This window comes from Streptantibioticus parmotrematis, from assembly GCF_019890615.1.
GTDB classification, from domain to species: Bacteria; Actinomycetota; Actinomycetes; order Streptomycetales; family Streptomycetaceae; genus Streptantibioticus_D; species Streptantibioticus_D parmotrematis.
The window spans coordinates 16,879-35,957 of record NZ_JAINVZ010000006.1; the positions used below are offsets into that span (position 1 = coordinate 16,879).

Consider the following 19,079-nt stretch of genomic DNA (forward strand, 5'->3'; position numbering starts at 1 on the left):
GCCGCGGCACGGCCTGTGCCGGCGTGGCCGCCCCGCCGCCGCAGGAACGCGGGGGCGCGCAGGATCAACGCGTGGGCACGCATCGTCATGCCTCCGATGAGCCGAGTTCGAGTACCGCGCGGACCGCGGATTCCAGCGCGTACGTCATGGAGCCGCCGTTCGGCTCGAACGCGGTGTGCTCGCCCGCGAAGTGCACCCGTCCCTCCGGGCGCCTTATGTCGGGCATGAGGGCGGTGTGCCCCACCTCCGGCAGGATGTACGCGCCTTCGATGTACGGCTCGCGATCCCACGCCACCGACGTGCCCACCTCGAAGTGGTCCTTGGCGCCGGGGAAGATCCGCTCGACCTGCTCCAGGGTGAAGCGCAGCCGCTCGTCCGGCGACATCGCCGTGACCGCCTTCGCCCGCCAGCCCGACATCAGACACTCCAGGACGGCACGCGGGCCCGGCAGTTGGGGCGTCGCGTCGCGCACCCAGCGGATTGGCAGGTCGGTCGAGACGCTCGCGCGCGGCGAGGTCCAGAAGCGCTCGCGCATCTGGAGGTAGACACGCACTATCGACACGTACCGCAACTGCCGGATCGCCGCGTGCTTGGCCGCCGACAGGCCCGCGTTCGACAGGTCGATCCGCCGCATCGCGCTGAACGGCACGGCCAGCACCACCCTGTCGGCCTCCATCGTGTGGAAACCGCCGCCGTCGACGAACGTCACCCGGGCCGCCGTGTCGTCCTGGGTGACGCGGACGACGGGCTTGGCGTAGTGGATGCGGTCCCGCAGGCGGTCGGCGAACGCGGCGGGGAAGCGGTCGGTGCCGCCCCGGATCTTGGCCCACCGGTCGTCGGCGAGGGTGAGCGAGCGGGGACTCGACTCGTGCCGCAGCCACGACAGCGCGGACGCGGTGTCCAGGTCGCCACCGCGCATCTCCAGGAACATCGGCTCCAGCAGGGTGATGGCCGCGTCCGAGGCGCCGCGTTCCTTGAGCACCTCTATGACCGAGCGGCGGTCGTACGGCGCGAGCCGGTCGGTGACCTCCCACTCCGGCGTGCCCAGGTCCGGCTGGAGTTCCTGGCAGAGCGCGCGCACGTAGCGCTCCATCATCATGCCGATGTCCAGGCCCTTCTCCTCGCCGCTCAACGGCAGCCCGCTGTCCGCGAGATCGGCGACTTCGGGGCGCACGAAGCGGGAGCCGAGGAAGTAGGAGAAGTCCGCGTCGAGCAGGTCGGAGGGCTCCAGGCCCACACCGAGTTCCTTCAGGTAGTGCATCACGTAGTGGCAGTGCGGCGTCACCGTCATGGCACCGGCTTCCGCGTACAGACCGTCGGCGAACGGCTCGCGCACGGTGTACGCGCGCCCGCCGGCCCGGGTGGAGGCTTCGAGCACCGTGACGTCGCAGCCGAGGCGGGCCAGTTCGTAGGCGGTGCCGAGACCGGCCAGGCCCGCGCCCACCACCACGACCCTGCCGGGCGTCCTGAGTCCGTCGAGCCCCTGGTCGAGAGCGCGGCGCACCTCGGTCTGAGTGGGCTCACGCATGGTCGGTCTCCTCGCTCGGATCCGCATCGCCACCCCGGAAAAGGGCAGCAGTGATTTCCTGATGGAAACCACATTGCACGGATGCCGTAATTACGTCAAGATCTGACCCGTGCTGTGATGACGTGGGGCAATGCGGAAGGAATTCCCCTGAGTCGGGCTCGGGGCAACGGTTTCCTGTGGAACGCCGACTCCGTTCAGTCCGGACGGTAAATCGTGATATATTTCTTGCGATTCACTGTTCCGTGATATCGAGCAGACCAGGAGTGAGACGAATGACAACCAGCGGCGAGTCGTCCGTCACGCGGGCCGGTCTGCGGGCGGAGATCGAGGACACCCTGGCCTACCTGACGTGTTCGCTGGTCGCCCGCAGGACGCGCGCCACACCCGAACGTGTGACCTGGCAGCAGTACGACGTCCTGGAACTGCTGCGGCTGCGCGGCCCGATGACCCCCTCGCTGCTCAGCGAGTCCCTGGGCGTCTCCCGGCAGACCATGTCGAAAGCGCTGCGCATTCTCAAGGACCAGGAACTCGTGGAACAGTCCGCACAGAGCGCGGACAAACGCGAGCAGACCACCTCGATCACGATGCGCGGGCACGAGTTCCTGGCCCGCGCGGCCCGCGGGCGCAGGGAAAACGCGAAGGTCGTCGAAGGCGCCCTGTCCGCGGAGGAACAGGCCGCTTTCGTCGAACTGTGCGGCAAGGTCGCGAACGCCCTGAACGTCGCCCCTCAACCGTTTCCGGTCCGCGACCTGTGAGCGGCAGGAGGCCTGTCGGCCATCAGGCCGCCGGTCACCATGCCGCCGGGAGGAGATCCGCCGGCCGCGAGGTCCCGGACGCGCCGGGGCGGCGGGTCCACGGCCCCGCGCGGGAGCCGCGGGCCCACCGCCCGCCTGAGGACGTGCCACGACGCGCGCCCTACCAGCTCCAGCCGCGGTCCGCGGGCGGCGTCCAGACGTCCGCCTTCTCCAGGTAGGGGAAGACCTGGCCGATCAGCTCGATGTCCTGCGCCGCGTACAGCGACGGCAGGAACATGAAGCCGCGGATGCCGGTCTCGCGGTGCATGTCGAGGATCTGCTCCGCCACCGTGGACGGCGATCCCACCAGCACCTTGCTGCCGCAGGCGATGCCCAGGGTGCGGGCGACGTCGTCGAACTCGCCCTCGTAGTTGGCCTTGTAGGTCTCGCTGCCGCCCATCAGCTCGGTGGCGATGTCGCGGGCGCAGTCCATGTCCAGGGACTCGCGCACCCAGTCGTACTTCTCCTGCGCCTCGCGGTCGGAGCGGCCCAGGACGATCCCGGTGGCCCCGGCCATGTTGACCTCCAGCGGCGAGCGGCCGTGCCGCTCCGTGCGTTCGGCGAGGCCCTCCACCATGGCGCGCATCTTGGCGTAGTCGTCCGGCAGCGGGGTGAACGCGAAGTCGCAGGTGTCGGCGATCAGTTCCTGCGCCACCGGGGAGACGCCCGCGTTGAACAGGCACGGCGGGTCCTGGACCGGGTGCGGGCTGATCATCTTGCCGTGCAGGCGGAAGAACTCGCCCTCGAAGTCCACCTGTTCGCCCCGCGCGGCCCACAGCCGCTTGACCGCCTCCACCGCCTCGGCGGTCGTGGCGTAGCGGGTCTCGTGGCTGCTGTCGGGCACGGTGATGCCCAGCAGCGCCAACTCGTCGGGCTTCCAGCCGGGCACGATGTTCCAGCCCCAGCGGCCACCGCTGAGCACGTCGAGGTTGGCGCCGAGGCGCGCGATGACCGCCGGTGGGAAGTAGCGGGTGTGGAAGGTGGTGACCACGCCGATGTGCCGGGTCGCGGCCATGACGACCGGCGCGAACACCGGTGCCGACATGTGGGGTTCTGCGTGGCCGATGCGCCAGCTGTTCTCGCCGTGGGGTATGTAGCCGTCCGCGAAGAAGACGTAGTCGAAACCGGCGTCCTCGACGCGGCGCGCCAGGTCCATCTGCGCGTCGACGTCGAACGGGTCGGGGTTGAGGTCCGCCACCTCCTTCGACGTGGTGGTGGGAGTGGGGGAGCTGAGCCACATCAGTCCGAACCGCATCCTGTCGTCGGCCAGACGCGGCTTGAGCGTGCCTTGGGGCATCCCGTCCTGTCCTTTCGGATCGTGAACCGTTGCGGATGATGAACCGTTGCGGGGACGTGAGCTGACGCGGAACGTGAGCCGGGCCGGCCCTGGCCGCTACTTCTCCGCGCGGGCGAGGTCCTTCTTGAGATAGGTGGCGGTGAACGAGTCCTTCGCGCGGGTGAGTTGGCGCGGCGTGCCCTCGAACATCAGGCGGCCGCCGTCGCGCCCCGCGCTCGGGCCGATGTCGATGACCCAGTCGGCCCGCTTGACGACGTCGAGGTCGTGCTCGATCACGACGACCGTGTTGCCCTTGTCCACGATGGTGTCGATCAGGTCGACCAGCCGGTCGACGTCGGCCATGTGCAGGCCCGTGGTGGGCTCGTCGAAGACGAACAGCCCCGACGACTCGTCCAGCCGGTCGGCGAGTTTGATGCGCTGCAACTCGCCGCCCGAGAGGGTGGACAGCGGCTGGCCGAGCGTGATGTAGGACAGGCCGACGTCGCTGAGCGTGGTGAGCCGGCGGACCACGGACTCCTCCGTGAAGAACTCCAGGGCTTCTTCGACGGTGAGGGCGAGCGTCTCCGCGATGTTCTTGCCGTGGAAGCGCAGGTCCAGCACCTCGTCGCGGTAGCGGCGGCCTCCGCAGCGCTCGCAGACGGTGGTCACCGGCTCCATGTAGGCCAGGTCCGTCTGGATCTCGCCCCGGCCCTGGCAGGCCGGGCAGGCGCCCGCGGAGTTGAAGCTGAACATGCCCGGCTCGCTGTGCGTGGCCTTGGCGAACAACTTCCGCACGGTGTCCATGATGTTGACGTACGTCGCGGGCGTCGAGCGGTAGGAGGAGCCGATCGCGGCCTGGTCGATGACGATGGCGTCGGGGAACTGCGGGACCAGCGCACCGTGGACGAACGAGCTCTTGCCCGATCCGGCGACGCCGGTCACCACGGTCAGCACGCCCTCGGGGATGTCCACCGACAGGTCCTTGAGGTTGTGCAGGCTGGTGCGCTTCGTGGTGAGCTTGCCGCGCGGCGTGCGCACCCGCTCCTTGAGGCCTGTCTCACGGCTCAGCCGGCGCCCGGTGACGGTGTCCGCCCGGCGCAGCTGCTTCGCCGTGCCCTCGAAGACCACTTCGCCGCCGTGCGTACCAGCGCCCGGGCCCATGTCGACCACGTGGTCGGCGACGGCGATCACGTCGCGGGAGTGCTCCACGACCAGCACGGTGTTGCCCTTGTCCCGCAGCGCGAGCAGGAGTTCGTTGAGCCGGTGCACGTCGCGCGGGTGCAGGCCGACGCTGGGCTCGTCGAAGATGTACGTCAGGTCGGTGAGGCTGCTGCCGAGGTGGCGGACGATCTTCAGCCGCTGGCCCTCACCGCCGGAGAGCGTCGAGGTCTCCCGGGCGAGGCTCAGGTAGCCGAGGCCCACCGACTCGATCCGCCGCAGCACGGACAGCGCCGCGTCCACGACCGGCTTGGCGGCCGGGGCCTCGATGTCCTCCAGTACGGGAATGAGGTCGCCGATCTCCATGGCGGTGACGTCGGCGATGTTCTTCCCGCCGATCGTCGACTTGCGGGCCGCCTCGTTGAGGCGGGCACCGCCGCACACGTCGCAGACCCCGGCGCTGACGACCTCCTCGACCTGCTCACGCTCCTTGTCCTTGAGCCTTTCCAGACCGTTCTTGAGATAGCGGCGGTTGAAACGGACGACGATTCCCTCGTACTCGTTGGAGTACGTGAGTTTCTTTCCGGGGCGCTCGACCTTGAATCCCTCGCCGTACAGCAGGAGTTCCCGGTCCTTCTTGCTGAATTTCCGCAGCGGTTTGTCCGGGTCGAACAGGCCGGACTGCGCGTACAGCTTCCACTGGAAGCTGCCCACGCCGAACAGCGACGAGCGGATCGCGCCCTCGTTGAGCGACTTCCCCTCGTCCAGCAGTCGGTCGAGGTCGAGCCGGGCGACCCGGCCGAGCCCCTCGCACTCCGGGCACATCCCGTGCGGGTCGTTGAACGAGTAGGCGCTCGACTCACCCGCCGACGGCTCGCCGTGGCGGGAGAACAGCACCCGCAGCGCCGGGTTGACCTCGGTCATCGTGCCGACCGTGGAACGCGAGTTGCCGCCGATGGGGCGCTGGTCCACCACGATCGCGGTGGACAGGTTCTTGATCACCGCGGCGTCCGGGCGCTCGTACTTCGGCAGGCGGTTGCGGATGAACCAGCTGTACGTCTCGTTCAGCTGGCGCTGCGACTCGACCGCGACGGTCCCGAAGACGACCGACGACTTCCCGGAACCGGACACCCCGGTGAAGACCGTCAGCTCTCCTTTGGGGATGCTGAGCGAGACGTTCCTGAGATTGTTCTCGCGGGCGCCCCTGATAATGATGCAGTCTTCGGAGCGCCGCCTGCGCTGGCCCGCCATGAAATCGATCCTCCCGCCGGGGACGGCCGTCCGCTCGCCTCACGCACTATGGTTTCCTCTTGGAAACCAAGTTAACATCCGGCGGTTCAGCGAGCCACCGCGTACGCCTGTTCGCCACGCGGACTCGCGGCGCCGAAGACCAGGCCGTCGCCGGTGTGGCCGGTGGCGCAGACCTTCCCCAGCGAGTGCGCCGGGGCGATCCGCACGACGTGGCCGCGACGGCGCAGCTCCTCCACCACCTCGTCCGGGCAGCCCTTCTCCACGACGACGCTGCCGGGGGTGGCGACGTGCGGGGTGAAGGACGAGGGCACCGCGTCGGTGTGGAACGCGGGTGCCTCCACCGCCTCCTGCGCACCCGCCCGGAAGTCCACGTGCCGCAGGAAGAAGTTGAGGGTCCACTGGTCCTGCTGGTCGCCGCCGGGCGTGCCGAACGCCATGTACGGTTCGCCGTCACGCAGCACGAGGGTCGGGGACAACGTGGTGCGCGGGCGCTTGCCCGGCGCGACGGCGTTGGGGTGGTCGGGGACAAGGTTCGCCATCTGCCCCCGGGTGCCCAGCGGGAAGCCGAGACCCGGCACGACGGGAGAACTCTTGAGCCAGCCGCCGCTGGGCGTGGCGACCACCATGTTGCCCTCGCTGTCCGTGGCGCTGACACAGCAGGTGTCGCCCTTGGCCTGGGTGAGCCGTACGATCGCCGGGATGCCGTCGCCCAACTGCCGCATCCACTCCGGGCCTTCGGCCCCTGCCGGCTCCGACACCGGCGGCATCACGGGCACCCGCCCGTGCGGCGAACCCGGCCGCAGCTCCATCGCCGCCCGCTCGCCCACCAGCGCCCGCCGCCCGTCCGCGTACTCCGCGCCGAGGAGGGCCTCCAGCGGTACGTCCGTGTGGTCCGGGTCGCCGTACCATGCCTCGCGGTCGGCGAACGCCAGCTTCGCGCACTCCACGACCGTGTGCAGGTGGTCGGCGCCACCCGGACGCATGCCGGACAGCTCGAACCCCTCCAGCAGGGCGAGTTGCTGGAGGAAGACCGGACCCTGCGACCACGGCCCGCACTTGTGCACCGTGTGGCCGCGGTACTCGCCCACCACCGGACGCTCCACCGTCGCCCGCCACGACGCCATGTCCTCGCCGGTCAGCAGACCCGCGTTGTGCTGACCGGTGGCGTCCAGCATCGGGGTGCCGGTGGCGAACTTGTCGATCGCCTCGGCCACGAAGCCCTCGTGGAACGCGGTCACCGCGGCGTCGATCCGCCGCTCACGGTCACCACCGGCCGCCTCGGACTCCTCCACCAGCAACCGGAAGGTCCTGGCCAGATCGGGGTTGTCCAGCCGGGTCCCGGCCGCCGGAGCCCGGCCGCCGCGCAGGTAGGCACGCCCGGACTCGGTCCACTCCTCGCGGAACAGCGGCGCCAGCACGTCGATCATCTCGGCGGCCTTCGGCAGGACCGGGTAGCCCTTCTCGGCGTAACCGATGGCCGGCGCCAGCACCTGCGCCGGGGTCATCCGCCCGTGGTCCCGCAGCAGCCGCATCCAGGCCCCGAAGGCGCCCGGCACGCAGGCGGCCAGCAGGCCGGAGCCCGGTATCGCGTCGAGACCACGATCGCGGAACGCGTCCACGGTGGCCGCCCGTGGCATCGGCCCCTGGCCGCAGATCACGTCCACCCGCGCGGTGCGGGCGTCGTACGCCAGGATCGGCACGTCACCGGCCGGGCCGTTGAGGTGGGGTTCGACGACCTGGGTGACGAAGGCGGCGGCGACGGCCGCGTCGAAGGCGTTGCCTCCCTGCGACAGCATGTCCATACCGGCCGCCGCGGCGAGCCAGTGGGTGGCGGCGACGGCGCCTCGGGTGCCGCGCAGTTCGGGTCGGCTGAGCATGGGTTCCCTTCCTCGGGTCGGCGGGGGAGCGGCGGGTCGGTGAGGCGGAGTCGTGTTGGCGGGTCAGCGGGAGAACGCCGCGTCGGGCTCGGGGACGACCTCGCCGGATACCGTGGCCGTGGGATCGCCGTCGTCGTACGTGGTGAGCGTGCAGGTCAGCAGCGCCTGGCGGTCCGTTCCCACGCCCTGCCTCACCTGGAACCGGTGCGTCGCGGGCTCCGCCGGCAGCAGCCCGTTGTGCAGCAGCCACAGTCCGAGGGCGAGCGCGGCGGACGAGCAGGCGGGATCCTCGGGGATGCCGTACCCGGGCGCGAACATCCGTGCGTCCGCCCGGAGTTGCTCCGGGTCCCAGTGCAGCAGGAAGACGTCCTTGAAGCCCGCGCCGAGCAGGACGTCCGGGTGGGGTGCGGCCTCGCCCAGCGCCTCGGGGTGCACCGGGAGGAAGTGGAAATGGGGACCGAAGCCCGCCCGGCCCGCGCTGCCGGATCCGCCGTCGGCCAGCGCGGAGCGCGCGAGCCCCGCACCGGCCAGCAGAGGGGCCGGATCGACGTCGGACGTCTCCAGGGGGCCGCGGGCGGCGATGGTGCCGTGGTGTTCGTCGACGGTGAGGGACAGCAGCCTCTCCCCGCACTGCTGGACCACGGGACCGGAAGGGATCACACCGAGGCGGGCCAGCGTGACCGCGGTGCCGAGGCTCGGATGCCCGCCGAACGGTGACTCCGCCTGCGGGGTGAACACGCGGACGCGGTAGTCGGCCGAGGGGTCGGTGGGCGGCAGGACGAACACCGTCTCCAGCGTGCCGGTCTCCCGTGCCAGCGCCTGCATTCGATCATCCGTCAGGTCGGACGCTTCGGGTGCGACGCCCAGGAGCCCGCCGGAGCCGGGTCCGTCGGCGAACATGCTCACGATCTCGATGTCAGACATCAGAACCTCCCACGGTGGACGCGTTCCCGGCTCCGGGCCTCTCGACGCGGGCCGCGTCCGCGCGGCCCGGTGCCAGCACGTCCCGCGCGATCTCCTCCAGCACCTCCTGCCGCCCCTCGTACGGGAACGACGGGCGCGGCCAGTGCACCACCACGTCGGTGAAGCCCAGCTCCGCGAAGCGCCCGGTGGCGTCCCGGTACGCCTCGACGGAGTCGAGCACGCCGCCGACCGCCGCGCCGGTCACCAGCAGCCGGTCCAGGGTCGCCGGATCGCGGCCGGTCGCGGCGCACGCCTTCTCCAGCGCGTCGGCCTGCTTCCTGAGGTCGGGCAGCGCCTGGTCGTAACGTGCGGCCTCGAAGCGTCCCGGCGGACCGGCCGTGATCCAGGTGTCGGCGAACCGGGCCGCGAGCCGCATCGCCCGCGGACCGGTGGCCGCCACCGCCAGCGGCATCCTGGGCCGCCGCACGCACCCCGGCCGCATGTGCACGGCCTCGGCCGTGTAGTGCAGGCCGTGGTACGTGGTCTCCGGCTGCCGGAGCAGCAGGTCGGTCAGCTCCAGGAACTCCGCGAAGCGGCCGACCCGCTCGCCCGGCGTCAACTCCTGCCCACCGAGCGCCCGTTCGTCGTAGCCACCGGCGCCGGATCCCATGCCGCACACGATCCGGCCGCCCGAGACGTCGTCCAACGCCATCAGGTCCTTGGCCAGGGCCACCGGGTGGCGGAAGCCGGGGGTGGCGACGAGGGTGCCCAGCGCGATGCGCGAGGTGACCGTCGCGGCGGCGGTCAGCGTCGGCACGCACCCGAACCACGTCTCCTCGCGCAGCCACCGCCACATCAGGTGGTCGTACGTCCAGGCGTGGTCGAAGCCGTACTCCTCCGCCAGACTCCAGCGACGCGCGGCGTCCCGCCACCGGTCCTCCGGCAGGATGACGATCCCGTGACGCATCGTCACCCGCCCGCCCGCACCGACGCGGAGCCCGTCGCCTCCCGGGCCACGTCCGAGACGATGTCCAGGAACTCGCGTTCGTGGGACACCACTTCGGGGCGCAGCAGCTCCTCCGGTAGTTCGCCCTCCGCCTCCCGCCCGTCCGGGTAGAGCCCGTTGTCCTTGACGTCCAGGGCGATGGCGGTCAGGCGCCGCAGGAGCTGTGCCACGACGTCCCGGGACGAGGGGCGCGAGCGCAGCGTCATGAAGTAGTTGTCGTAGACCACGCCCAGCACGTCCGGATGCTGCACCCCGCTGGGCACCGAGGCATCCTGGAGCAGGGACCGGCCGCTGGGCACCATGCGCGCGGCGATGCCCGAGTGGATGATCTGGTAGACACGCACGGCCCCGCCGAGCTCGGCGCACTCGCGCACGCAGTCGAGCTTCCTGCCGCGGAACAGCGACTGCACCGGCCGGTGGTCGGGCGCCCAGGTGCCGCTGAACCCCGGATGCTGGAGGAACATGCTGGGCCGGATGACGTCGTGGTACACGCCGCGCGGCATCGAGCCGGTGTAGAGCAGCATCGCGCAGTAACCGCGCACGTACCGCGTCATGGTGGCCAGCGCGGCGTCCCTCGCCGGGCCGTCCTCGGGCAGGTCCGCCAACTCGCGGGAGAGCAACTGCCATATGATGAACGTGATCTGATGGCCTGTTATCCAGCGAAACCAGTAGACCCGGTCGGAGGAGTCGGCGGGCTGGACCGGCTCCGCGAGGCCGTCGCCCGCGGCGATGGACGCGATGTGGCGGCAGGCGAGGCCGAACTCGGCGGCGATCGCACCAGGGTCCGCCCCCTCAAGAGTGCCGGGCTCCGGCAGGGTGAGGGGTTCGAGGCCGTAGGGGAAGTCGCCGAAGTCCCAGCGCTGGTGGTCCGGCAGTTCGGTCAGGAGGGCGCCGGTGACGGTGGTCATGCCACACCTTCCGGAAGATAGGTGAACTCGTACTCCAGGCCGTTGACGTCCAGGACGTAGAGGCTCAGCACGCCGTCCTCGTCCTCCACGACCTCCGTCGGACCCTCGTCGCGCACGAACGTGTACCGGCCCGACTCGTACAGCCGCGTCCAGCGGTCGCGCCACTCCTCCATCTCCGCACGGGACTTCGTGGCCAGGCACAGGTGCTGGAACTGCGGCACCTCGGCGACCGGAGACTGCGGAGTGTCGTCGGGGCGCTCGAAGACGTGGAAGCGCAGGTCGCCGGCGGCCAGTTCGACGAGGCGGGTGATGCCGGGCAGGCGGCTGACGGTGAGGTCGGAGAACTTCTCCAGCGACCAGTTCTGCTCGGCGCCGAAGAACTCCCGGTACCAGCCGAGCGAGTTGTCCAGGTCGGACGTCTGGACGCCGACGTGGTGGAAGCGGAAGGCGGGCTCGGGCGGCGCGCCCGGCGAGGCCTCACGGGTGATGGTGTTCCGCACTTTCGTCCTCTCGTTCGTCGGATCGCCGGGAGGAATTCACCTGCCGGATTTCACGTGCCGTGCAAACGCTCTTGCGAAGGGCGGGAGTTGGGGGTTCGTGTCGAGACTACGGTGATTTCCATTCGTTAATCAAGGGGGGTTCAGGCTTCTTATTGCGTACCGGCGGTCCGGTGCGGTAGACCCTTTGAACACCGGAGCGGATCAAAGGGAGGAGCACGATGGAAGAGCAGTGGGCGGCCATCGACACCTACGCGAACGGCCTTCTGGTGGACCAGGACGAGGCGCTGCGGAACGCCGCGGGAGCCAGTCGTGAGGCCGGGCTGCCGGAGATCGCCGTGTCGCCGGGCCAGGGCAAATTCCTGCATCTGCTGGCGCTGACCAACAAGGCCCGCAGGATCCTGGAGATCGGGACGTTCGGCGGGTACAGCACGATATGGCTGGCGCGGGCGCTGCCGCCGGACGGGCTCCTGGTGACCTGCGAACGCGAGGAGGACTTCGCCAAGAAGGCCTGGGCCCGCATCGAGGCCGCCGGGGTGGCCGACCGCGTCGACCTGAGGACCGGCAAGGCGCTGGAGACGCTGCCCGCCCTGGAGGCCGAGGGGCTCGGGCCGTTCGACCTGGTCTTCGTCGACGCCGACAAGGCCGGCATCCCCGACTACTTCACCTGGGCCCTGAAGCTCTCCCGGCCCGGCACCGTGATCATCGTGGACAACGTGGTGCTGGAGGGCGCGGTGACCGACGCGACCAGCCCCAACCCGGCCGTGCAGGGCGTGCGCCGGTTCCACGAGATGGTCGCGGCGGAACCGAGGGTGAGCGCGACGACGATTCAGACGGTGGGCGTACGCGGCCACGACGGGTTCACCTACGTGCTCGTGACGGGCTGAACCGGCCGCCGGGGCGGTCGCGGACACCGGGTGCGGTGTCCGCGACCGCCCTTTCGCGTAAGGCTCCGCTCGCACGGGCGGCGCCGCCGCGTTCAGGCATCGGGATCGATCAGGTCGGGCGCCCGCCAGCCGTCCAGGTCGTATTCCGCCATGCATTCCTCCGCGAATCCCTTGTACTGGTCGACGAGACCGGACGCCTGCTGCGCCACCAGCAATTCCGTGCGGACGTTCTCGTGGTTCCCCGAGTAGTTCCGCTCGTACAGCTCGTGCCGACCCGCGAACTCCGTTCCGACGGAATCCCAGATCAGTTTCATCAGCTTGACCCGTTCCACCGCGTCGGCGCCGGACGAGCCGCGCACGTACCGGTCGAGATACGGGCGCAGTTCGGGCTGCTGGAAGTCCTTGGCGTGCGAGTTGAGGTAGATCAGGGCACTGCCGAGGTCCTGGTGGATGATCTCGCGGACCCGCGGATAGCCCAGCGTCATGAACCAGCGGTACGCCATGCCGTAGTCGAGGTTCGGCATCACCGCGCCGTTCCGCCAGGCGTGCGGGTTGTGCGCCATGGCGTCGCTCAGCCCCCAGAAGAGGTTGCGCCACGCCAGGACCTCGCCCACCCGGGTCTGGATGCCACGGAAGTCCTTGGTGCCGGTCATCTCGACGCCCTTGAGCAGCAGTCCGGCCAGGAAGTCCAGTTTCACCGCGAGCCGGGTGACGCCGTGGAACGTCGAGCGGTGCATGAACCCCGACGCCGACAGGAACGTCGCCGCCTTCGCCTGGTCGCCGTAGACGAACACGTTCTCCCACGGCACCTTCACCTTGTCCAGGACGAAGATCGCGTCGTTCTCGTCCATCCGGCTGGAGAGCGGGTAGTCGAAGGGGCTGCCGACCCGGTCGGCCGTCATGGAGTACGACGGCCGGCAGATCAGCTTCACGCCCGGCGCGTCCATCGGCAGCGTGCACACCAGCGCGAACTCCCGCTTGCGCACGGGCAGTCCGTAGTGCGCCAGGAAGTTGTAGTGGGTGAGGGCCGACCCCGTGGCGACGACCTTCGCGCCGCTGACGATCAGGCCGTCGTCGCGTTCCCGCTCGACGTGCACGAACACGTCGCCCACCTCGTCGGGCGCCTTGCCGCGGTCGACCGGGGGGTTGATGATGGCGTGGTTCCAGAAGCTGACCCGCTCCTGCGCCTCGGTGTACCAGCGGCGGGCGTTGTCCGCGTAGTCCCCGTAGGTCTCCGGGTCGATGCCGAGGGTGGCGAGGAAGCCCGCCTTGTAGTCGGGGCTGCGGCCGAGCCACCCGTAACTCATCCTGGCCCAGGCCGCGATGGCGTCCCGGTCGCCGACCAGGTCCTCGGCGGAGCGCGGGGCCCGGAAGAAGCGGTGGGTGAAGCCGCCGTTGCCGGTGTCGGTCGGCGTGGTGAGCACCGGGGCGTGCTCCGGGTCGTGCAAGGCGTCGTACAGGCGGGCCGTCATGCGCGCGGTGTTGCGGAACGCGGCGTGCTTGGTGACGTCGTCCACCCGCTCGCCGTACGCCCAGATCTCCCGGCCGTCGCGGATGCTCTCCAGGTACTCGTCGCCGGTGTAGGGCCTGCGGACCGGGGTGCGCTGCTGCCCGGTACCGGGTTCGAGCTGCTCGGCTGTCATGTCTGCCTTTCCTTGGGTTCCTCTGGCCTTCCGTGGGTTTCCGTCAGTCGAGGGCGGTGAACTGCGGCCCGCTCGTGGGGTCGTCGAGCGACCAGGCCCAGGCGGTGTCGCCCGGCTGTCCGGCGAGGCGGGGGAACGCGCCGCGGAAGAACAGCAGCGGCCTGCCCCGGCGGGCCTCGAACTCCCCCACCCTTCCGACGACCAGCAGGTGGTCGCCGCCGTCGTAGGTGCGCCACGGCTCGCAGCGCAGGTGCCCCACGCCGCCGGCGAGCCGCGGTGCCTCGGTGTCCTCGTCGATCCACGGCACCGTGGCCGGGGTCGTCGATCCGGCGAAGTGTGTCGCCAGGTCCCGCTGGCCGTCGGCCAGGATGTTGATGGTGTACGGGCCGCTGCCCAGGTGGTCGGCGCTGCGGGTGCGGCGGTCGAGGGCGACCAGCACGAGTGGCGGGTCGAGCGAGACCGAGGTGAAGGAGTTGACGGTGGCGCCGTTGAGGAAGTCGCCCCGCCGGTAGGTCACCACCGTCACACCGGTGGCGAAGTTCCCCAGGAACGTACGCAGGGCGCGCGGGGCGACCACCTCCCGCGCGGCGTCGTCCGCGGTGCGTGTGGTGCTAGCGGTTGCCATGAGCGAACTCTTCCTCGAACGTGTCGTCGTCCGTGTTCTCGTCCGTGTTCTGCTTCGTGCCCTCGTCCGTTCGGTGCCGGTGTCGTGTGCCGTCGGCCGTGGACAGCGCGTCGTCGAGCAGGCCGCGCAGGATGCCGGGTCCGTCGTCGGTCAGGAAGGACTCGGGGTGGAACTGGAGCGTGGCCAGGCCCCGGCCGGTCAGACCGATCACCTCCTCACCGGTGCCGTGCGCGACACGCACCGGGCCCCGGCCGAAGACCGGGTCCGCGACGGCGTCCCGCGGCGTGGCGGCGGTGTAGCTGTTGTAGAAGCCCGCCTCGTACCACCGGCCGTGCAGCGAGACCCGGCGCCTGCGGCCCTGGTTGGGCCGGGGCAGCCGGACGATCGGCAGGCCGAGCAGGTGGCACACCAACTGGTGCCCGAGGCAGACGGCGGCCACGGGCAGTCCGGGGCGGGCGAGCAGCGCGCGGGCGGTCTCCCGCAGCCGGGTGATCTTCTCCCCGCGCGGATCGGTGGGATCGCCCGGCCCGGGGCCGAGCAACACCAGGTCGTGCCCGATCTCCGCGTCCGGCCGGGCCAGTCGGGCGGCGTCCCGCCAGGGGACGACCGACACCCGGTTGCCCAGGGCCCGCAACTGGTAGCCCAGCATGGCGGTGAAGGCGTCCTCGCCGTCCACGATCAGGACCGAGCGCGAGGTGCCGGCGTCGCCGCGGTGGCGCTCCTCGCGGGATCCGAGCCAGAACGACGAGACGCCCACGTTGCGTTCGCTCAACTCCCTTCGCACGGACGCGGATTCGGCCGTGGCCGGAGCGCGTCCGGTGGCCTTGCGGTCGTCCCTTCGCGCGCCGGTGAACTGGCCCAGCAGGGACGCCGCCTTGGCCGAGGTCTCGTCGGTCTCCGCCTCCGGCCGGGAGTCGCGCACCACGGTCGCCCCGGCCGCCAGCCGCATGGTGCCGTCGGTGGAGATCTCCGCGGTCCTGATCAGGATGGCGGAGTCGAGGGCGCGTTCGCCGTGCTCGTCGGTGGAGGCCAGCGCGATGACGCCGCTGTAGTAGCCGCGTCCGCCGGGCTCGTAGCGGGCGATGACCCGGCAGGCGTTCTCCAGCGGGCTGCCCGTCACCGTCGGGGCGAACATCGTGGTGCTCAGGATGTCGGAGAGCGGACGGCGGGAGCGGCCCCGCAGCACGTACTCGGTGTGCGCGACGCGGGACATGCGGCGCAGCGCGGGCCCGGTGACCCGCACGTCGTCGTGGCACAGCGCGGCCATCATCTTCAGTTCCTCGTCGACCACCATGTACAGCTCGTCGGCTTCCTTGGGGTCCTTCAGGAACGCCAGCAGCCCGTCCTCGTCGGGGCCCTGCCCCGCGTAGCGGTAGGTGCCGCTGATGGGATTCATCCGCACGGTGTCGCCGTCGACGCGCACGTGCTGTTCCGGGGTGCTGCCGATCAGGTAGCGGTCGCCGGTGTGCACCAGGAAGGTCCAGTACGTGCCCGTCTCGCCGGTCAGCAGCCTGCGCAGCACCGCGCGAGCCGCGTCGTCGCCGAATCCGTCCAGGCGGGCCCGCAGGCTGCGCGCCAGCACGAAGTTGGCGCCCTCGCCGGTGCCGATCTCGTCCCGCACGATCCGCTCGACGGTCCGCGCGTACGCGTCGTCGTCGCGGTCGAAGTCCAGGGCGCCGATCGCGGGCGGCTCGCCGGGCAGGTCCTCCAGCAGCGTGGCGAGCGGGATCGTCGTGTGCTCGGCGACGTCCATCACCAGCAGCGGTTCGCCGTCGTCCGGGCAGGCGTAGCCGCGTTCGGCGATCTGGCGGTACGGCATCAGCACGAGGCGTTCGCGACCGTCGCCCTCCAGCGTCACCCGCTCCAGGCCGTCGGCCTCGCGCATCGGGCCCGTCAGCACCTCGACCCGGTCGGCGTCACCGCTGCCCGGCCGGTGCAGCAGGGCGTAGGGCGTGCCCGGGGGCGGCAGGTACGGCGCGGTGGTCATGGCGTTCCTCCCTCCTCCAGGGCGTCCGGCTCGTCCTCCAGGGCCTCCAGCACCGCGCGGGCCGGCGGGACGACGGCGCAGGTGCGCGCGGCCTGCCACAGGGCGATGTGGTGCTCGTCGGGGCCGAAGTCGGCCACCGCGTCGCCGACGAGGAACACCTCGATGTCGTGGGTGAACGCCTCGACGGCGGTGGCGAGGCAGCCCACGTGCGCGTACACCCCGCAGATCACCAGCTGGTCGCGGCCCGCGGCGCGCAGCCGGTCGAGCAGGTCGCTGCGGAAGAACGCGCTGTAGCGCCACTTCGTCAGCACGGTGTCGTCGGCCGACGGCGCCAACTCCTCGGTGATGGCGCGCTGTTCGGGTGTGGCGTCCATGCCGGGGCCCCACACGTCCGCCAGCAGCCCGCGGTCGCCCGGGGCCATCGCGCCGGGCTGCGCGGTGTAGAACACCGGCATCCGGTGGCGGGCCGCGGCGGCCCTGAGCGCGGTGGCGTTGGCCAGCAGGGAGCGGTAGGGGTCGGCGGTGTGGTCGTAGAAGTCCAGGAAGTAGCGCTGCATGTCGTGGACGAGCAGGGCGGCCCGGTCGGGGGAGACCCGCCACTGCGCCCGGCTGCCGGGCAGCAGGGACGGCGTGGGCATGGCGTAGGACCGCACGGAGATTCCCTGCGGGGCGGTGGTCGCGGTCATGCCGCACCCAGCGCCGCGCCACCGTCCACGGCGACCGTCGCGAGGGTGATGTGGTTCGCCTCCGGCGACAGCAGGAACGCCACGGTGTGCGCGATGTCGTCGGGCACCGCCACCTTGCCCAGCGGTATGCCGACCCGGAACGCCGCCGGATCGCCTTCGAGGGTGGCGGCACGGTCCTGTTCGCCGGACCACATCGACCGCAGCATCGGGGTGTCGGTGGAGCCGGGCGCCACGACGTTGCAACGGATCCCCAGCGGGCCGAGTTCGAGGCCCAGGGTGAGCGTGAGGCTCTGCGAGGCCGCCTTCGACGCGGCGTACGCGCCCATGTGCGCCCGGGGCACCCGCGCCGCGTTCGAGGCGATGGTGACGATGGCGCCGGAGCGTCGCTCCCGCATGCGGCGGGCCGCGGCGGTGCTGACGACGAAGACACCGGTGGTGTTCACCGCGAGGGTGTGGTGCCACGCCTCGTCGTCGTAGTCCGTCAGGTCGCCGGTGTGCAGCACGCCGGCCGCGTTGACCAGTGCGGTCACCGGCCCCTGGTGCTCCTCGACCGCGCGGACCGCCTCCTCCACCTCCTCGCGCGAGGCGACGTCGGCGACGTGCACCGAGCAGGCGCCGTCCGGTGTGGTGCGGCCGGGCTCCGGCGGTTCGTCGTGGCCGAGTGCCTTGGCGACCGGTTCGAGCCCCCTGGGGTCGCGGTCGAGCAGGGCCACCCGGTCGCCCCGGGCGGCCAGTCGGGCGGCGACGGCGGCGCCCATGCCACCGGCCGCCCCGGTGATGAGCGTCACCCCATCGTGTCGAGTTTGCTGTCCCACCGTCGGTCCTCCTTCGCTGTCCTCGTCGCTGCCGTCCTCGGCTGCCAGTGCGCGCAGGCGGCGACGGCCTGCATCAGGTTGAGCCGCGGATCGCACAGGGTCTGGTAGGCGCCGCCCTGGCCGGGCACGATGCCCGCGCCGTCGCACTCGCAGATGGCGTTGGGCGAGGTCTCGATGTGCAGCCCGGCGCACACCCCGCCGCCCGCCGCGACGACGGAGACGAACAGCCGTATCTCGTTCATGATCTCGTCGAGCCTGCGGACCTTCAGACCGCCCGCGCCGCGCGTGGTGTTGCCGTGCATGGGATCGCACATCCACAACACCGGATACCCGGCTTCGCGCACGGCACGCACCAACGGCTCCAGCCGTTCGACCCGGCGCGCGCCGAATCGCGCGGTGAACGTGAGACGGCCCGGCGTGCGGTCGGGGTCGAGCACCTCGCACAGCCGCAGCACGTCGTCCACCGAGGCGTCCGAACTCACCTTGCAGGCGATCGGGTTGCGCAACGAGGCCAGCAACCGCACGTGCGCGCCGTCCGGTTGACGGGTGCGCTCGCCGATCCACGGCCAGTGCGTCGACGCCAGGTAGTGGCCGCCGTCCCCGGTGGGCCGCACCAGCGGCACCTCGTAGTCGAGGACCAGCGCCTCGTGACTCGTCCAGATCCGCTCGGTGTCCGCGGCCCGGTCCCCGCGCCCGAGCTCGTCGACCGCGGACAGCACGCCCAGAGCCAGGTCCCGGCAGCGCACCAGACGCCGGGGGTCGGGCACCCGCGCAGCGGCGTACGGCTCGGGGCTGTTGACCATCGTGCCGCGGTACACCGGCAGGGTGCGGCCGTGGTGCTCCTCGTAGCGGTTGGAGCGGGGCTTGGCGAACTGCCCGGCCATGCGGCCCACGGTGAGCACCGGGCGCCCCGATCCCACGCGCATGATGTCGGCGAGGACGTCGAGCATCTCCACCTTGCGTTCCACGTCGTCCGCGCCGCACTCGGCCGGGTCCTCCGCGCAGTCCCCCGCCTGGAGGACGCAGAAGTTCCCGGTCGCGGCGCGGGCCAGCAGGTCACCGAGGCGCCGCACACCGTCCCAGCCGACGAGGGCGGGCCCGGCGCGCACCTCCTCCCGCGCCGCGTCCAGCTGAACGGGGTCGGGCCACTGCGGCTGTTGCGCGGCCGGCCGCTCGGTGGCGTCCAGGACGGCAGCACCGGCGGCGGGGAGATGACGGAATGATTCCATGACGAGCCT

General features: G+C 71.1%; 16 protein-coding genes. 2 read left to right on the forward strand and 14 right to left on the reverse strand.

The window, feature by feature from the left end; translation table 11 throughout:
* Positions 1 to 85 precede the first annotated feature (85 nt).
* Complete coding sequence (locus K7472_RS11430) at positions 86 to 1,528, reverse strand: flavin monoamine oxidase family protein (RefSeq protein WP_222976888.1); 1,443 nt, start codon at positions 1,526 to 1,528, stop codon at positions 86 to 88.
* 272 nt (positions 1,529 to 1,800) lie between these two features.
* Between K7472_RS11430 and K7472_RS11435 the strand changes: the two genes are divergently transcribed.
* Positions 1,801 to 2,283 carry a MarR family winged helix-turn-helix transcriptional regulator gene (locus tag K7472_RS11435; RefSeq protein WP_222976889.1) on the forward strand — a complete coding sequence of 161 codons (483 nt, stop codon included), beginning with the start codon at positions 1,801 to 1,803 and terminating at the stop codon, positions 2,281 to 2,283.
* Positions 2,284 to 2,443: 160 nt separating this feature from the next.
* On the opposite strand, the gene K7472_RS11440 is transcribed toward K7472_RS11435, so the two are convergent.
* From K7472_RS11440 to K7472_RS11470, 7 genes are all read right to left on the reverse strand, one after another.
* Positions 2,444 to 3,619 (reverse strand): LLM class flavin-dependent oxidoreductase, encoded by a 1,176-nt coding sequence (locus tag K7472_RS11440; RefSeq protein WP_222976890.1) that lies wholly within the window; start codon positions 3,617 to 3,619, stop codon positions 2,444 to 2,446.
* Between the two features lie 96 nt (positions 3,620 to 3,715).
* Positions 3,716 to 6,007, reverse strand: a complete 2,292-nt coding sequence (locus K7472_RS11445; RefSeq protein WP_222976891.1) for an ATP-binding cassette domain-containing protein — start codon at positions 6,005 to 6,007, stop codon at positions 3,716 to 3,718.
* Positions 6,008 to 6,093: 86 nt separating this feature from the next.
* On the reverse strand, positions 6,094 to 7,884 hold the full coding sequence (locus K7472_RS11450) for a gamma-glutamyltransferase family protein (protein ID WP_222976892.1): 1,791 nt from the start codon (positions 7,882 to 7,884) through the stop codon (positions 6,094 to 6,096).
* A gap of 63 nt (positions 7,885 to 7,947) precedes the next feature.
* Positions 7,948 to 8,808 (reverse strand): PhzF family phenazine biosynthesis protein, encoded by an 861-nt coding sequence (locus K7472_RS11455; RefSeq protein ID WP_222976893.1) that lies wholly within the window; start codon positions 8,806 to 8,808, stop codon positions 7,948 to 7,950.
* Complete coding sequence (locus tag K7472_RS11460; protein WP_222977183.1) at positions 8,801 to 9,754, reverse strand: LLM class flavin-dependent oxidoreductase; 954 nt, start codon at positions 9,752 to 9,754, stop codon at positions 8,801 to 8,803. The genes K7472_RS11455 and K7472_RS11460 overlap by 8 nt, the downstream gene beginning before the upstream one ends.
* Positions 9,755 to 9,756: 2 nt before the next feature.
* Positions 9,757 to 10,701 (reverse strand): 3-methyl-L-tyrosine peroxygenase-related protein, encoded by a 945-nt coding sequence (locus tag K7472_RS11465; protein ID WP_222976894.1) that lies wholly within the window; start codon positions 10,699 to 10,701, stop codon positions 9,757 to 9,759.
* Positions 10,698 to 11,201: a VOC family protein gene (locus K7472_RS11470; RefSeq protein ID WP_308013866.1), complete on the reverse strand. Its 504-nt coding sequence runs from the start codon at positions 11,199 to 11,201 to the stop codon at positions 10,698 to 10,700. Before K7472_RS11470 ends, K7472_RS11465 begins: the two co-directional genes overlap by 4 nt.
* Before the next feature lie 218 nt (positions 11,202 to 11,419).
* Here K7472_RS11470 and K7472_RS11475 point away from each other — a divergent pair, with 218 nt between their 5' ends.
* Positions 11,420 to 12,085: an O-methyltransferase gene (locus tag K7472_RS11475; RefSeq protein WP_222976895.1), complete on the forward strand. Its 666-nt coding sequence runs from the start codon at positions 11,420 to 11,422 to the stop codon at positions 12,083 to 12,085.
* A 92-nt stretch (positions 12,086 to 12,177) separates the two neighbouring features.
* Here K7472_RS11475 and K7472_RS11480 read toward each other — a convergent pair whose 3' ends face one another.
* Genes K7472_RS11480 through K7472_RS11505 form a run of 6 tightly spaced genes read right to left on the reverse strand, consistent with a single transcriptional unit; the run spans position 12,178 to position 19,070 of the window.
* A complete protein-coding gene (locus K7472_RS11480; protein WP_222976897.1) occupies positions 12,178 to 13,728 on the reverse strand; it encodes a 4-hydroxyphenylacetate 3-hydroxylase family protein in 1,551 nt (516 codons plus the stop codon).
* A gap of 43 nt (positions 13,729 to 13,771) precedes the next feature.
* Entirely contained in the window at positions 13,772 to 14,353 is a 582-nt protein-coding gene (locus tag K7472_RS11485; protein WP_222976899.1) for a flavin reductase family protein, read from the reverse strand.
* Positions 14,340 to 16,340 (reverse strand): anthranilate synthase family protein, encoded by a 2,001-nt coding sequence (locus tag K7472_RS11490; protein ID WP_222976900.1) that lies wholly within the window; start codon positions 16,338 to 16,340, stop codon positions 14,340 to 14,342. Before K7472_RS11490 ends, K7472_RS11485 begins: the two co-directional genes overlap by 14 nt.
* Positions 16,337 to 17,026, reverse strand: a complete 690-nt coding sequence (locus K7472_RS11495; protein ID WP_222976901.1) for an isochorismatase family protein — start codon at positions 17,024 to 17,026, stop codon at positions 16,337 to 16,339. The genes K7472_RS11490 and K7472_RS11495 overlap by 4 nt, the downstream gene beginning before the upstream one ends.
* Positions 17,023 to 17,814, reverse strand: a complete 792-nt coding sequence (locus K7472_RS11500; protein ID WP_308013867.1) for an SDR family NAD(P)-dependent oxidoreductase — start codon at positions 17,812 to 17,814, stop codon at positions 17,023 to 17,025. Before K7472_RS11500 ends, K7472_RS11495 begins: the two co-directional genes overlap by 4 nt.
* The gene (locus K7472_RS11505) at positions 17,811 to 19,070 is read right to left on the reverse strand and encodes a 3-deoxy-7-phosphoheptulonate synthase (protein WP_222976902.1); all 1,260 of its coding nucleotides are present in this window, start codon (positions 19,068 to 19,070) and stop codon (positions 17,811 to 17,813) included. Before K7472_RS11505 ends, K7472_RS11500 begins: the two co-directional genes overlap by 4 nt.
* Positions 19,071 to 19,079 lie beyond the last annotated feature (9 nt).